General features: G+C 61.1%; 14 protein-coding genes. 5 read left to right on the forward strand and 9 right to left on the reverse strand.

Translation table 11 applies throughout. The features are described 5' to 3' along the window. Window positions 1-11: 11 nt before the first annotated feature. Together SNL23_RS15615 and SNL23_RS15620 are read right to left on the reverse strand one after the other, a co-directional pair. On the reverse strand, window positions 12-773 hold the full coding sequence (locus tag SNL23_RS15615; RefSeq protein ID WP_318302692.1) for a YdcF family protein: 762 nt from the start codon (window positions 771-773) through the stop codon (window positions 12-14). A 99-nt stretch (window positions 774-872) separates the two neighbouring features. Beyond that, entirely contained in the window at window positions 873-1190 is a 318-nt protein-coding gene (locus SNL23_RS15620; RefSeq protein WP_318302694.1) for a hypothetical protein, read from the reverse strand. A gap of 261 nt (window positions 1191-1451) precedes the next feature. On the opposite strand from SNL23_RS15620, the gene leuS reads away from it, so the two are divergent. The 5 genes from leuS (at window position 1452) to SNL23_RS15645 (ending at window position 7467) form a co-directional block, all read left to right on the forward strand. Beyond that, on the forward strand, window positions 1452-4058 hold the full coding sequence (gene leuS / locus SNL23_RS15625; protein WP_318302695.1) for a leucine--tRNA ligase: 2607 nt from the start codon (window positions 1452-1454) through the stop codon (window positions 4056-4058). Window positions 4059-4148: 90 nt separating this feature from the next. Further along, a complete protein-coding gene (locus SNL23_RS15630; RefSeq protein ID WP_076014083.1) occupies window positions 4149-4754 on the forward strand; it encodes an LPS-assembly lipoprotein LptE in 606 nt (201 codons plus the stop codon). Between the two features lie 39 nt (window positions 4755-4793). After that, complete coding sequence (gene holA, locus SNL23_RS15635; protein WP_318302696.1) at window positions 4794-5831, forward strand: DNA polymerase III subunit delta; 1038 nt, start codon at window positions 4794-4796, stop codon at window positions 5829-5831. A gap of 84 nt (window positions 5832-5915) precedes the next feature. After that, window positions 5916-6080 carry an alternative ribosome rescue factor ArfA gene (gene arfA / locus SNL23_RS15640; RefSeq protein WP_003176285.1) on the forward strand — a complete coding sequence of 55 codons (165 nt, stop codon included), beginning with the start codon at window positions 5916-5918 and terminating at the stop codon, window positions 6078-6080. Window positions 6081-6141: 61 nt separating this feature from the next. Continuing rightward, entirely contained in the window at window positions 6142-7467 is a 1326-nt protein-coding gene (locus tag SNL23_RS15645) for a lytic murein transglycosylase (RefSeq protein ID WP_076014085.1), read from the forward strand. A gap of 133 nt (window positions 7468-7600) precedes the next feature. Here SNL23_RS15645 and SNL23_RS15650 read toward each other — a convergent pair whose 3' ends face one another. The 7 genes from SNL23_RS15650 to mltB all read right to left on the reverse strand — a co-directional run bounded on the left by SNL23_RS15650 (window position 7601) and on the right by mltB (window position 14115). Beyond that, a complete protein-coding gene (locus SNL23_RS15650; protein WP_318302697.1) occupies window positions 7601-8536 on the reverse strand; it encodes a S66 peptidase family protein in 936 nt (311 codons plus the stop codon). A 195-nt stretch (window positions 8537-8731) separates the two neighbouring features. Continuing rightward, a complete protein-coding gene (lipA, locus tag SNL23_RS15655) occupies window positions 8732-9751 on the reverse strand; it encodes a lipoyl synthase (protein ID WP_003215441.1) in 1020 nt (339 codons plus the stop codon). Between the two features lie 2 nt (window positions 9752-9753). Next, window positions 9754-10401: a lipoyl(octanoyl) transferase LipB gene (gene lipB, locus SNL23_RS15660; protein WP_318302699.1), complete on the reverse strand. Its 648-nt coding sequence runs from the start codon at window positions 10399-10401 to the stop codon at window positions 9754-9756. Next, a complete protein-coding gene (locus SNL23_RS15665; RefSeq protein ID WP_076014087.1) occupies window positions 10401-10676 on the reverse strand; it encodes a DUF493 domain-containing protein in 276 nt (91 codons plus the stop codon). The genes lipB and SNL23_RS15665 overlap by 1 nt, the downstream gene beginning before the upstream one ends. A gap of 84 nt (window positions 10677-10760) precedes the next feature. Next, a complete protein-coding gene (locus tag SNL23_RS15670) occupies window positions 10761-11918 on the reverse strand; it encodes a D-alanyl-D-alanine carboxypeptidase family protein (RefSeq protein ID WP_076014088.1) in 1158 nt (385 codons plus the stop codon). A gap of 185 nt (window positions 11919-12103) precedes the next feature. Next, window positions 12104-13102: a septal ring lytic transglycosylase RlpA family protein gene (locus SNL23_RS15675; RefSeq protein WP_318302700.1), complete on the reverse strand. Its 999-nt coding sequence runs from the start codon at window positions 13100-13102 to the stop codon at window positions 12104-12106. Continuing rightward, on the reverse strand, window positions 13102-14115 hold the full coding sequence (gene mltB / locus SNL23_RS15680) for a lytic murein transglycosylase B (RefSeq protein ID WP_063026905.1): 1014 nt from the start codon (window positions 14113-14115) through the stop codon (window positions 13102-13104). The genes SNL23_RS15675 and mltB overlap by 1 nt, the downstream gene beginning before the upstream one ends. Between the last annotated feature and the right edge of the window lie 10 nt (window positions 14116-14125).

Here is a 14125-nt window from a genome sequence, read left to right on the forward strand (position 1 = left end):
GCCCTGCGGTATTACCTGTAAAACATCCGGTAGCCCACCTGCCCCACCGCTTCATTCAGCAACTGCCCGCTCTGCCAAATTGACTTGAATTCCGGCATCCAGCCACCCAGTGGCCGAGCATTGTCCAGGCTCAGGAATCCCACCGGCGCCGGAACCACCGTAAACCCGGCCTTTTCGAAGCTCCAGCGCGAGCGCGGCATGTGCCAGGCCTGGGTTACGACGACCACACGCTTGATCCCCTGCGGCAATAAAATCTCGGCGCTCATCTGAGCGTTTTCCCAGGTGGTACGGCTGCGCTCTTCCTTCCAGCGCACGCTCACACCGAAGTCATCCTGCATCGACACCGCCATCAACTCCGCCTCGCTCGGCGGCGTGCCGTAGTGCAAGCCGCCGCTGGTCAGCACCGGCAAACCCGAAGCCTTGGCCAATCTCGCCGCGTAACGCTGGCGCTCAAGCCCGATCCCCGTCGGCTGATCGGAGCCCCAGGCCGGATCCCCACGCTCACGCCCGGAACCCAACACCACAATGGCATCAGCCCGCTGCGCCAGGGTTGCCCATTCGTCCCGGGCCAAAGGCGGCTCGGTCTCCAGGGCCTTTGCCCCCCACTGCACAGCCACCGGCAGGCTCATCAACCACATCCCGCCGAACCCCAGGGCAAAGCACACCGCTGCCAGTCGTGGCCGGCTGCGACGAAACCACCAGGCAAGCGCCAGCAACAGCAACAGAACGCCGGGCGGCAACAGCAATTGTTTAATGAAGTAACGAATAGGCATCGGGCATCTCCAAAGATGCCCGAAGCCTAAGGTGTAACGGGGTTTAGCGACAATCTTTACAAGAACAGATTTTGAGAAGGCTACAGATAACGCGGTACTTCACTTGAAACGCGCGGACCGGAGTTTTTCCGGGCTGCGACCGGCCGAGAAATCCTTGAGCCATACCACCTTGGCCGAGCGCGAAAACTCCTCGGCTGGCGGGGAGGCCATGCCATGGGGCGCGCGATGCTCATTTAGCTCCAGATACACCTTGATTACGTCCAGCTCTGCCTGGCTCAAACCACGCAGTTCCAACTCCAGAGGCCGCTCATCACACAATCGGCCAGCGGTTTTTGCTGCATCCAGTGCTCGACCCAAACGGTCGATCAGTCCTTCGTACACCTGCGGTTTCGTTAAAGTTCGCTGCGAATCAACCATCCCTCACCTCATTGAAGATAAGACTCACTCCCCACTAAACAGCGTAGTCCTGCTGGCCCTGCCTGCCTGACGCCGCGACCAACGGCCTCGGCGGCGCAATCAGGGTTTCCCTCGATAGAGTGGGGTCATGTATGCTACGGCGCTTCCTGTAACTCCACTTCCCGCAGGGTTTGGGCACGGACGCGCCGCTTTTTGGTGTCGATCAACCTGAACGTTGCACCGAAGAGGATTAGGCCACCCCTATTCAGTTCAAAAGTAGCCATGCACGAACAATATCAGCCCCGTGAAATAGAAAATGCCGCCCAGTCGTTCTGGGATGAGCAAAAGTCCTTTGAAGTCAGTGAACAGCCAGGCAAGGAGACTTTCTATTGCCTGTCGATGTTCCCTTACCCCAGCGGCAAGCTACACATGGGGCATGTGCGCAACTACACCATCGGCGACGTCATTTCCCGCTACCAGCGCATGCTGGGCAAGAACGTCCTGCAACCCATGGGTTGGGACGCCTTCGGCATGCCGGCGGAAAACGCCGCGATGAAGAACAACGTAGCGCCCGCCAAATGGACCTACGAAAACATCGCCTACATGAAGACCCAGCTGCGCAGCCTAGGCCTGGCAGTGGACTGGTCCCGCGAGGTGACCACCTGCAAGCCTGATTACTACCGCTGGGAACAATGGCTGTTCACTCGCCTGTTCGAAAAAGGCGTGATCTACAAGAAGAGCGGCACCGTGAACTGGGACCCGGTGGACCAGACCGTACTGGCCAACGAACAAGTGATCGACGGCCGCGGCTGGCGCTCCGGCGCACTGATCGAAAAGCGCGAAATCCCGATGTACTACTTCAAGATCACCGCCTACGCGGATGAGCTCTTGTCGAGCCTCGACGATTTGCCGGGCTGGCCCGAGCAGGTCAAGACCATGCAGCGCAACTGGATCGGCAAGTCCAAGGGCATGGAAGTGCAGTTCCCCTACAACGTCGACTCCATCGGCGCAGAAGGCGTACTGAAAGTCTTCACTACCCGTCCGGACACCCTGCTGGGCGCGACCTACGTCGCCGTGGCCGCTGAACACCCGTTGGCCACCCAGGCTGCACAGAACAACCCTGAGCTGCAGGCGTTCATCGCCGAATGCAAAGGCGGCAGCGTCGCCGAAGCCGACGTCGCCACCCAAGAGAAAAAAGGCCTGCCGACCGGGCTGTTCGTCGAGCACCCGCTGACCGGCGAGAAGCTGCCGGTGTGGGTCGCCAACTACGTGCTGATGCACTACGGCGATGGCGCGGTAATGGCTGTGCCGGCCCACGACGAGCGCGATTTCGAATTCGCCACCAAGTACAGCCTGCCCATCAAGTCCGTGGTGCGCACCAGTTCCGGCGACACCAACCCGGCCCCGTGGCAAGACGCCTACGGCGAGCACGGCACCCTGATCAATTCCGGTGAGTTCGACGGCCTGGATTTCGAAGGCGCGTTCGACGCTATCGAAGTCGCGCTGATCAAGAAAAACCTCGGTGCCTCGCGCACCCAGTTCCGCCTGCGTGACTGGGGCATCAGCCGCCAGCGCTACTGGGGCTGCCCGATCCCGATCATCCACTGCGAAACCTGCGGTGATGTGCCGGTGCCGGAAGACCAACTGCCCGTCGTACTCCCGGAAGATGTAGTACCGGACGGCGCTGGTTCGCCCTTGGCGCGCATGCCTGAGTTCTACGAGTGCACCTGCCCGAACTGCGGCGCACCGGCCAAGCGTGAAACCGACACCATGGACACCTTCGTGGAGTCCTCGTGGTACTACGCCCGCTACGCCTCGCCGCACTATGAAGGCGGCCTGGTGGAAAAATCCGCAGCCGACCACTGGTTGCCGGTGGACCAGTACATCGGCGGTATCGAACACGCCATCCTTCACCTGCTGTACGCGCGCTTCTTCCACAAGCTGATGCGTGACGAAGGCCTGGTGAGCTCCGACGAGCCGTTCAAGAACCTGCTGACCCAAGGCATGGTGATTGCTGAAACTTACTACCGTCGCGAAGCCAATGGCGCCTACACCTGGTTCAACCCGGCGGACGTCGAGTTGGTGCGTGACAGCAAGGCCAAGGTGATCAGTGCCAAGTTGATCTCCGACGGCCTGCCGGTGGAAATCGGCGGCACCGAGAAGATGGCCAAGTCGAAGAACAACGGCGTCGACCCACAGTCGATGATCGACCAGTTCGGCGCAGACACCTGCCGCCTGTTCATGATGTTCGCCTCGCCGCCCGACATGAGCGCGGAATGGTCCGACTCCGGCGTAGAGGGTTCGCACCGTTTCCTCAAACGCGTCTGGCGCCTGGCGCACGCTCATGTCAGCCAGGGCTTGCCGGGCAAACTGGACGTGGCAGCCTTGAGCGATGAGCAAAAAGCCATTCGCCGCAGCACCCACCTGGCCATCAAGCACGCCAGCCAGGACGTGGGCCAGCACCATAAATTCAACACTGCCATCGCCCAGGTGATGACGCTGATGAACGTGCTGGAAAAAGCCCCGCAGGCCACCGAACAAGACCGCGCGCTGGTACAGGAAGGCCTCGAGACGGTCACCCTGATGCTGGCTCCGATCACGCCACACATCAGCCACGACCTGTGGAGCCGCTTGGGCCACAGCGGTGCAGTCATCGATGCCGCCTGGCCAGTACAGGATGACAGCGCCCTGGTACAGGACACGCTGCAACTGGTGATTCAGGTCAACGGCAAGCTGCGTGGCCAGATCGACATGCCTGCCAGCGCCACTCGTGAAGAAGTCGAAGCCGCCGCCCGTGCCAATGAGAACGTGCTGCGCTTCACCGAAGGCCTGACGATCCGCAAAGTGATCGTGGTGCCCGGAAAACTGGTCAATATCGTCGCTAGCTAATCGGATCGGGCGGCAGGGGCATAACCCTGGCGCCGAACAAAACCTCCAGGGCCTCGATAAGGCCCACATGGTTTCAAGGGGAGCATCAAAATGATCAAACGCAATCTGCTGGTTATGGGCCTTGCCGTGCTACTGAGCGCTTGCGGCTTCCAGCTGCGCGGCACCGGCACCACCGACCTGACGCTCAAGGAACTGGACGTCACCGCACGCAACTCCTACGGAGAAACGGTGCAACAGCTGCGCCAGGTACTGGAAAACAGTGGCGTCAAAGTCTATACAGGCGCGGCTTACAAACTGAACCTGGCGGATGAAAAAGAAGAGCAGCGCAACCTCAGCTACGCCAGTGCCGGGCGTGCTTCGGACATTGAGCTGAGCACCACGCTCTTCTACGAAATCCAGGGCCATGACAACCTGCCGCTGATGGGCGACAAGATCCAGGTACAGAAAGTCGTGAGCCACGACGGCAACAACCTGGTGGGTTCGGATTCCGAAACCATCCAGGTGCGCAAGGAAATGCGTCGTGAACTGGTGCAGCGCATGGTTCTGCGCCTGCAACAGATCACCCCGGAAAAACTGGATCAACTGCAGCAAACGGCAGACAACAAAGCCAAGGCAGATGCCGATGCGCTGAAAGCTGCGCAAGAGTATGAAAACAGCCAGCCTAAACAGTCGCCTGTCGAAGTCCCTGCCGAGTAAGCCAGACGGGGCGCCCCAGGCGCCCCGTTTGCCCTGCCTATGAAACTTGCCCCCGCCCAACTCGCCAAGCACCTGCAAGGCAACCTCGCGCCCGTCTACATCGTCAGCGGTGATGACCCACTGCTGTGCCAGGAGGCTGCGGACGCGATTCGCACCGCCGCCCGCCAAAAGGGCTTCGATGAGCGCCAGGTATTCAGCGCAGACGCCAGTTTCGACTGGGGCACGCTGCTGCAAGCCGGGGCGAGCATGTCGCTGTTCGCCGAAAAACGCCTGCTGGAACTGCGCCTGCCTTCGGGCAAGCCCGGCGATAAAGGCGCGGCAGCATTGATGGAATACTGCGCACGCCCTGCCGAAGACACGCTGCTGCTGATCAGCCTGCCCAAGCTTGATGGCAGCGCGCAGAAGACCAAGTGGGGCAAGGCGCTGGTGGAAGGCCGCCAGACGCAGTTCATACAGATCTGGCCAGTGGACAGCAGCCAGCTGCCGCAGTGGATTCGTCAGCGCCTGTCGCAATCCGGGCTGACTGCCAGCCAGGACGCGGTGGAGCTGATCGCTGCGCGGGTGGAAGGCAACCTGTTGGCGGCCGCCCAGGAAATCGAAAAGCTCAAGCTGATGGCTGAAGGCGGCCAGATCACCGTCGAAACCGTACAAGGCGCCGTGGCTGACAGCGCGCGCTTTGACGTATTTGGCCTGGTGGACGCGATCCTCAACGGCGAACCCGCCCACGCCTTGCGCATGCTCGAAGGGCTGCGCGGCGAAGGCGTCGAGCCCCCGGTGATTCTCTGGGCCCTCGCCCGGGAATTACGCCTGCTGGCCAATATTGCCCTGCAATACAGCCAGGGCATCCCGCTGGACAAGGCTTTCAGCCAGGCCCGGCCACCGGTGTGGGACAAGCGCAAACCGCTGATCAGCAAAGCCCTGCAACGGCACTCGGCGCAACGCTGGGCGCAATTGCTGCTCGAGGCCCAGCGCATTGACGCGCAGATCAAGGGCCAGGCGGCTGGATCGCCCTGGATGAGCTTGAGTCGTTTGTCACTTTTGATGTCAGGACAGCGCTTGGCGCTGCCTGCTGAATAGTCCTACGTCTCGCTGGGCTGGACAGAATCCAAACTTCGGCCGATGATTCGCACCGCATCATCAACCCGCCAAAGAGTACCCATCATGAGCAAAAAGCCATCCAAGCATGGCCCCAACAAGGCCAAATCCATCATCGCCCAGCCGTTGTTCCGCAGTCGCCAGGAACGAGCCGGCAAAGGCAAAGGCAGCTACCGCCGCGAAGCCTTCCAGTCTAATAGCTGGGAGGCTTCTTACTTTCTGGCTGCCTGAAGGCAAGCGCCCCTCTGGCATGATAAGGTCTGTACCTGATTCGTACTCCCTGGACCTGTGCATGCCCTCTAGTCTTTCCCGTCGTTGGCACCTTCGCCAACTGATCGCTGCCTCCAGCCTCATTCTGTTAGTCGCCTGCGCGGAAAAACCCACCGCCGCCGATGCTCAACCCCTGCCCCCGCTCCAGACTGCACCGGTAGCCGCACCTGCCGTCGTTGCGCCACTGGCGGTGGACAACCTTGATATCCAGCCGACCCAGACCTTTGCCGAATGGCAGGCAGGCTTTCGCGTAGAAGCCCTGAAGGCCGGTATCACGCCACAGGTTTTCGACACGGCCTTTGCCAATGTCGTACCCGACATGGCGGTGATTCGTGCCGACCGCAGCCAGCCGGAGTTTTCCCGCCCGGTGTGGGAATACCTCGACGGCGCCCTGTCGCCGCTGCGTGTACGTAATGGCCAGGCACTGCTGGTGAAATACGCCGACATTCTGCAACGCATCGAAGATCGTTATGGCGTCGACCGCCAGGCGCTGGTCTCGGTGTGGGGCATGGAGAGTAACTTCGGCCAGTTCCAGGGCAACAATTCGGTGATCCGCTCCCTGGCGACCCTGGCGTATGAAGGCCGTCGCCCGGCGTTCGCCCACGCCCAACTGCTGGCGGCGCTGCAAATCATCCAGCATGGCGACATCGCGGCTGACCAGATGAAAGGCTCCTGGGCCGGCGCCATGGGCCAGACCCAGTTCATCCCGACCACCTACAACACCCACGCCGTGGACTTCGACGGCGACGGTCGCCGCGATATCTGGAACAGCCCGGCCGACGCCCTCGCCTCCACCGCGCACTACCTGCAAAGCTCCGGCTGGCAGAAAGGCCAGCCGTGGGGTTTTGAGGTGCAGCAACTGCCGTTGAACTTCGATTATGCCCTGGCCGACGGCAGCGTGCGCAAGACCGTTGGCGAATGGCTGAAGCTCGGGATCCAGGTGCCGCCTGGCGCCAGCGTACCGGCCAATGTGGACCAGCTTTCTGCCGCCCTGCTGCTGCCCGCCGGCTATCGTGGCCCGGCGTTCCTGGTGCTGGATAATTTCCGCGCGATCCTCAAGTACAACAACTCGTCGTCCTATGCGTTGGCGGTTGGTTTGCTGTCGGAACGGTTCGGTGGCGGTGGCGTGATTCGTGGGAGCTGGCCGAAAGATGAGCTGCCGTTGAGCCGTTCACAACGGATTGATTTGCAAACAGCACTCAGCGCCCAGGGTTACGATGCCGGCAACCCGGACGGGATCATCGGCGCCAACACCCGCAAGGCGATTCGTGCAGCGCAGCAGTCGCTGGGCTGGCCGGCGGATGGTTATCCGACGGTGAAGTTGCTGGAGTCGCTGCAAAGCCGATAGATCGGGGTATGGCGACTACCGCATTCGCGAGCAAGCCCGCTCCCACATTTCGATCGCGTTCCTTCAGGAAGTACACGGTCAAAATGTGGGAGCGGGCTTGCTCGCGAAGAGGCCTTCAGCGGCAATACAAGGGTCAGGCCTTAAACACCACATCCTGCTCCAACACCAACCGCCTCTCCCCCGCATCCAGCCGCACCCTCGCGCCCATCGGCAAGGTCAGGTTCGGATTGCAGTGCCCACTGCGCCAGCCGGACAGTACCGGAATGCACAACGGCTCAAAGGTCTGTTTCAGCAAGCGCTCAAGCGCGAGGCTATCAACCCCAGCCACATCCCCCACCACCACACCCGCCACCTGAGCCAACTTGCCGGCCAGGCGCAAATGCGTGAGCAGACGGTCGATTCGGTACAGCGGCTCGTTAATGTCTTCGATAAACAGAATGATGTCCTCGGCATCAATCTCGTACGCCGTGCCCATCACCGCCGCGATCATCGAAAGATTACCGCCCAGCAAGCGCCCGCAGGCGATGCCTGGCTCAACGGTGGTCAATGGGTAGGCCACCGGGTGGGTCAACTGGCTACCGGCCTTCACTTGCCCGCGCAGCATGCTGAACAGCGACGACTCGGTAGGTTGTTGCTTCTCACCTAACAGGTCAGCGTTGTACATCGGCCCGTGGAAGGTGACGAAACCGGCATAGCGGTTGATCGCCAGGTGCAAGGCGGTGATATCGCTGTAGCCGACAAATGGCTTGGGATTGGCCCGCAGCAGGTCGAAGTCCAGGCGGTCCAGCAGGCGTGGGGTGCCATAGCCGCCGCGCAGGCAAAAAATCGCGTCGATGGACGGGTCGGCGAACGCCCCATGCAGGTCATTCAGGCGTACGTCATCACTGCCGGCCAGGTAGCCATCACGTTCCCCTACACCCGGGAACACCCGCAGTGTGTAGCCCCGGGCGCGCATCCATTGCGTGGCCTTGTCGATATCCAGCTCGGCCGGCCCGGCAGGGGCAATCAGACCGATCACGCCTTCGGCGCGCAGCGCAGGTACCGCACAAGTGGTCAATTGAGTCGTCATCCATGGTGCTCCTCGTGTGGATTGCCCAAGGCACTCTAAACAGCAATGGTTGCAAACAGAAGAGGATGACTTAACCGCAACCTGTAGGAGCGAGCTTGCTCGCGAAGGTCGTAAACGATAACGCGCGCATCCTGGATGCGCGCGGTGCTCTTGAGTGCTTCGCGAGCAAGCTCGCTCCTACAGTGAGGGCGCGGCTTACGAGACCAGGCTGGCCTTGACCAGTTTCGCCTGCTCGTCGGCGTGGTACGAGGAACGTACCAGCGGGCCGGAAGCGACGTTCTTGAAGCCCATTTTGTAGCCTTCTTCGGCAAACCAGGCAAACACGTCCGGGTGCACGAAGCGCTGTACCGGCAAGTGGCTACGGGATGGCTGCAGGTACTGGCCGAGGGTCAGCATGTCGATGTCGTGTTCGCGCATGCGCTTCATGACTTCGATCACTTCTTCGTCGGTTTCGCCCAGGCCCAGCATCAGGCCGGATTTGGTCGGAATGTGCGGCATCATCTGCTTGAATTTCTGCAGCAGGGTCAGCGACCACTGGTAGTCCGAACCCGGACGCGCAGCCTTGTACAGGCGCGGTACGGTTTCCAGGTTGTGGTTGAATACATCCGGCGGCTCGGCAGCGGTGATTTCCAGCGCTACGTCCATACGGCCACGGTAGTCCGGGACCAGGGTTTCGAGCATCACGTTCGGCGACAGCTTGCGGATCTCGCGGATGCAGTCGGCAAAGTGCTGGGCACCGCCGTCGCGCAGGTCGTCACGGTCTACCGAGGTGATCACGACGTACTTGAGTTTGAGGTCGGCGATGGCGATGGCCAGGCTTTCCGGCTCGTTGACGTCCAGTGGCTTCGGCCGGCCGTGGCCAACGTCGCAGAACGGGCAACGACGGGTGCAGATGTCACCCATGATCATGAAAGTCGCGGTGCCACCGGAGAAGCACTCGCCCAGGTTCGGGCAGGACGCTTCTTCGCACACGCTATGCAGCTTGTGTTTGCGCAGCAGGGCCTTGATGCGGTCGACTTCCGGCGAAACCGGGATACGCACGCGAATCCAGTCAGGCTTTTTCGGCAGTTCGGTGGTCGGAATGATCTTGACCGGGATGCGTGCAACCTTCTCGGCGCCGCGCAGCTTGACGCCGGCTTCTACCTTGGCACGCGGGGCCGGGCGCTCGGTAACATCCAGCGTCGGGATCATGGTTTGCACTGCATCAGTAGTCATAATCAGTCGATTCCGCCCGTTAGGGTCGTCTGCTCAGCATAGTCGAGGTGTTTGACGAGCTGCGCGCGCAGCCGGGCACTTACCTCGGCAAATTCTAGTGGTGTTGCGTGATCGCTCAACTGGGTCATCGCCAAACCGGCGTAACCGCAGGGATTGATCCGTCGAAACGGCGCCAGGTCCATGTCCACATTCAAGGCCAGACCATGAAAGGAACAGCCGTGGCGAATCCGCAGGCCCAGGGAGGCGATTTTCGCGCCATCGACGTAAACCCCCGGTGCATCCGGCTTGGCCGCCGCGGTCACACAGTAGCTGGCCAACAGTTCGATCAGGCATGACTCCATGCGACTGACCAACTCCCGCACGCCAAAACCCAGCCTGCGCACGTCCAGCAACAGATAAGCCACCAATTGGCCTGGGCCATGGTAAGTCACCTGCCCGCCGCGGTCGACCTGCACCACCGGGATTTCTCCCGGCAGCAGCAAATGCTCGGCCTTGCCGGCCTGGCCCTGAGTGAAAACCGGCGGGTGTTCGACCAGCCAGATCTCATCCGGGGCTTCAGTGCCGCGCTCGTTGGTGAACCGCTGCATGGCGTGCCACACCGGCTCGTATGCCATTTGGCCGAGCTCGCGAAAGCCCAGGGTCTGTGACATCACAACACCATGTGCACGAAGCCGGTAGCCCGCAGTTCGCTGTTGATGTTGTAGAGCTGGTCTTGATCGGTCGCCAGGATATACAGCTGGGTCGTGGTGTACTTGCCTGTGCTGCTTTGACGATCAATGGTCTTATCAAGATTGATCTCGGCGTGCTTCAACACGATTGCAATCACCGCGTCTTTGCGGCCCACGCCAGTATCGCTGATCACTTTGATCGGATAGTCCTTTTGAGGGAACTCGATCTTTGGCGCCTGTACTTCTTTATCGGTCATGGCAGAACAGCCTCGTAAGCGGTAAGCCGTGGCGACGGCAAAGCCCCGCGTCAGATCAACGCGGGGCTTTGCAGGTGCACACTATCAGTTGAACAAGCCGTAGAAGAATAGACGGATGCTATCCCACACGCGTCGGAAGATACCACCTTCGTCGACGGCGTCCAGAGCGATCAGGTCGGCGCTGTGCACCACTTTGTCGTCCAGCTTCACTTCGACTTTACCGATGACATCGCCCTTGGCGATCGGTGCGACCAGTTGCGGGTTCATGGTCATGCTGGCAACCAGCTTCTTGAGCTGGCCTTTAGGCATGGTCAGGGTCAGGTCTTCAGCCAGGCCGGCCTTGACTTGATGGGTTGCGCCTTTCCATACAGGGGCTTGAGCCAGCTCGGTGCCTTTCTGATAGAAGGTCTGGGTTTCGAAGAAACGGAAGCCATAGGTCAGCAGCTTCTGCGTCTCGGCCGCACGGGCCTGCTCGCTGTTGGTACCGAACACCACGGCAATCAGGCGCTGGCCGTCACGGACAGCGGACGACACCATGCAGTAGCCAGCTTCTTCGGTGTGGCCGGTTTTCAGACCATCGACGGTCTTGTCACGCCACAGCAACAGGTTGCGGTTAGGCTGCTTGATGTTGTTCCAGAAGAACTCTTTCTGGGAGTAGATCGCGTAGTGCACCGGGTCGACACGAATGATCGCGCGCGCCAGGATCGCCATGTCGTGAGCCGACGAGTAGTGCTCCGGGTTCGGCAGGCCGGTCGGGTTCATGAAGTGGCTGTTGGTCATGCCCAGGTCGGCCACGGTTTTGTTCATCATGTCGGCGAACGCGTCTTCGCTGCCGGCGATGTGCTCGGCCAGGGCTACGCTGGCGTCGTTACCGGACTGGATGATGATGCCGTGCAGCAGGTCGCTGACAGTCACCTGCGAACCGACCTTGATGAACATCCGCGAACCGCCGGTGCGCCAGGCGTTTTCGCTGACGGTCACTGGATCGTTTTCACCGATCTGGCCGCGACGGATTTCCAGGGTCGCGATGTAGGCGGTCATCAGCTTGGTCAGGCTGGCTGGGGGCAGGCGCTGGTCACCGTTGTTCTCCACCAGCACGTTGCCGCTGGCGGCATCCATGAGGACCCAGGCCTTGGCAGCCAGTTGCGGGGAAGCCGGCACCATTTCAACCGCCCAGGCGGCCGGGGTGATGATCAGCGAAAGAAGCAGGCACGTGCGTTTGGCTAAGGTGGTGATGTTCATCCGTCTCTCGAAATTGCTTATGGAAACTTGCCCTCGCGGGCAAAACTATTCAGACAGCCCGTCGCCAGACTGTCGCGTGTTCGGTTGTACGCCCACCCCTTGCCCCTGGGTTTTTATTGTTCAACGAGCCAACAACCAGGGTTCAAACCCGCATGCGAGCCTGAACCATCAATCCTTTGTATCGCTTATTCGGCGGTGACCACGCTGGGTTGCCCCAGGTTGGCCAGGCGCACGCTGTTCTGCACTTGCGCAACCTCGCTCGGCGAGCCGATAGGGCCCATGCGCACACGGTGCAGGGTCTGCTGGTTACGCACAATAGAGCTGATAAAGACCGGCGCGTTGACCATCCCGCTGAGCTTGGACCTTAACAGCTCTGCCGCGTCGGGGTTGGCGAAAGCGCCGACTTGCAAGTACTGCCCGCCCACGGTAGAAGCCCCCGGAGCTGCACGCGGTACGACGACCGTGTCCGGAGCATGTTGCGCCGGCGGCGGCGTCCACTGTTCGATCTTGCCTGTCGACGCGGTCACTTGCGGTTGCTGGGTTTGCGGCTCGTTAAGCATCAACGGCGCCGGCTTGCCACGCTGGGCCCAGTACTGGGCCGGGTCGATACCTTCAACCTTCACGCGTGCCGTACCGATTTCGGCATACCCGAGTTTCTTCGCGGCAGCGTAGGACAAGTCGATGATCCGGTCCGAATAGAACGGCCCACGGTCATTGACCCGCAGGATCACCGTGCGGTTGTTGTCCAGGTTGGTCACGCGTACATAGCTAGGCAGCGGCAGGGTCTTGTGCGCCGCGCTCATGCCGTAGAGGTCATACACTTCGCCGTTGGCGGTGTTCTGGCCATGGAACTTGGTCCCGTACCAGGACGCCGTACCCGATTGCACGTAAGTCTTCGATTCTTGCAGCGGGAAGTAGTTTTTACCCAACACGGTGTAGGGGTTGGCCTTGTAAGGGCCGGTGTGCAGGGTCGGCGTAGCATCCGGGATCTTCGACACATCCACATCCCACCACGGCGCGCCGTCTTTATGGGCGCGGTTGATGTCCAGCCCCGGTTGGGAGCGGACCGCGGTGCCACCGGCTTTTTGCACCGGTGCACGGCTGGTAGAGCAACTGACCACCAATAACGACAATGCGGCGTAAGCCACCAGCTTCAGGGGTTTGTACATCGGTGATACCGGCATTACTTGACGCCCCGTGCTTGGACCAGCATGTCTGACAGCTGATGCACGGCCATGGCGTACATCACACTGCGGTTATAACGCGTGATTGCGTAGAAATTCTTCAGGCCCATCCAATATTCCGGGCCGTTCTCGCCTTCGAGGCGGAACGCCGTCACCGGCATATCATCGCGTGGCGCATTCTGACTCGACCAGCCCAGCGCCCGCAACTCCCCCACCGTCTTGACGGGCTCGATACCTTGGGTCAGGCCTTCGTCGGCGCGATCACCGGTGACATCGGCGCGGATCACCACCGGCTCGCCGGCTACCCATCCATGACGCTTGAAGTAGCTGGCAACACTGCCGATAGCATCATCGGGGTTGCTCCAGATATTGATATGGCCGTCGCCGTCAAAGTCCACGGCATAGGCACGAAAGCTGCTCGGCATGAACTGCGGCAAGCCCATGGCCCCGGCGTAGGAGCCCTTGAGAGTCAACGGGTCGACCTGCTCTTCACGGGCCAACAACAGGAACTCGCGCAGTTCCTTGCGGAAGAATTCGGCGCGCGGCGGGTAATCGAAGCCCAGGGTCGACAAGGCGTCGATCACCCGGTAGCTGCCGGTGTTGCGGCCGTAAAAGGTTTCGATGCCGATGATGGCCACGATCACTTGGGCCGGCACCCCGTATTCCTGCTCGGCGCGCGCCAGCACGGCTTCGTGCTGGCGCCAGAAGTCCACGCCACGCGCCACGCGGGCGTCGGTCAGGAACATCGGGCGATATTCCTTCCACTGCTTCACGCGTTCGGCGGGCCGGGAAATGGCGTCGAGGATTGCCTGCTTGCGCTGGGCCTCGCGGAACACGCCCATCAGTTGCTCACCGGCGAAACCATAGTCACGGGTCATCTCACCGACAAATTCGGCGACCTGGGGCGAGCCGTCGTAGTCGCCGGCCTGCGCTTCCTGCACAGCGGCTCCCAGCAGGCCCAACAGGCCCATCCAGGACACGTGCCGAGCCGCCCAGCCGCGCATTACTTGCATTGACATCTTC

The sequence above is a fragment of the Pseudomonas sp. SED1 genome (assembly GCF_034044025.1).
Taxonomy (GTDB): Bacteria; Pseudomonadota; Gammaproteobacteria; order Pseudomonadales; family Pseudomonadaceae; genus Aquipseudomonas.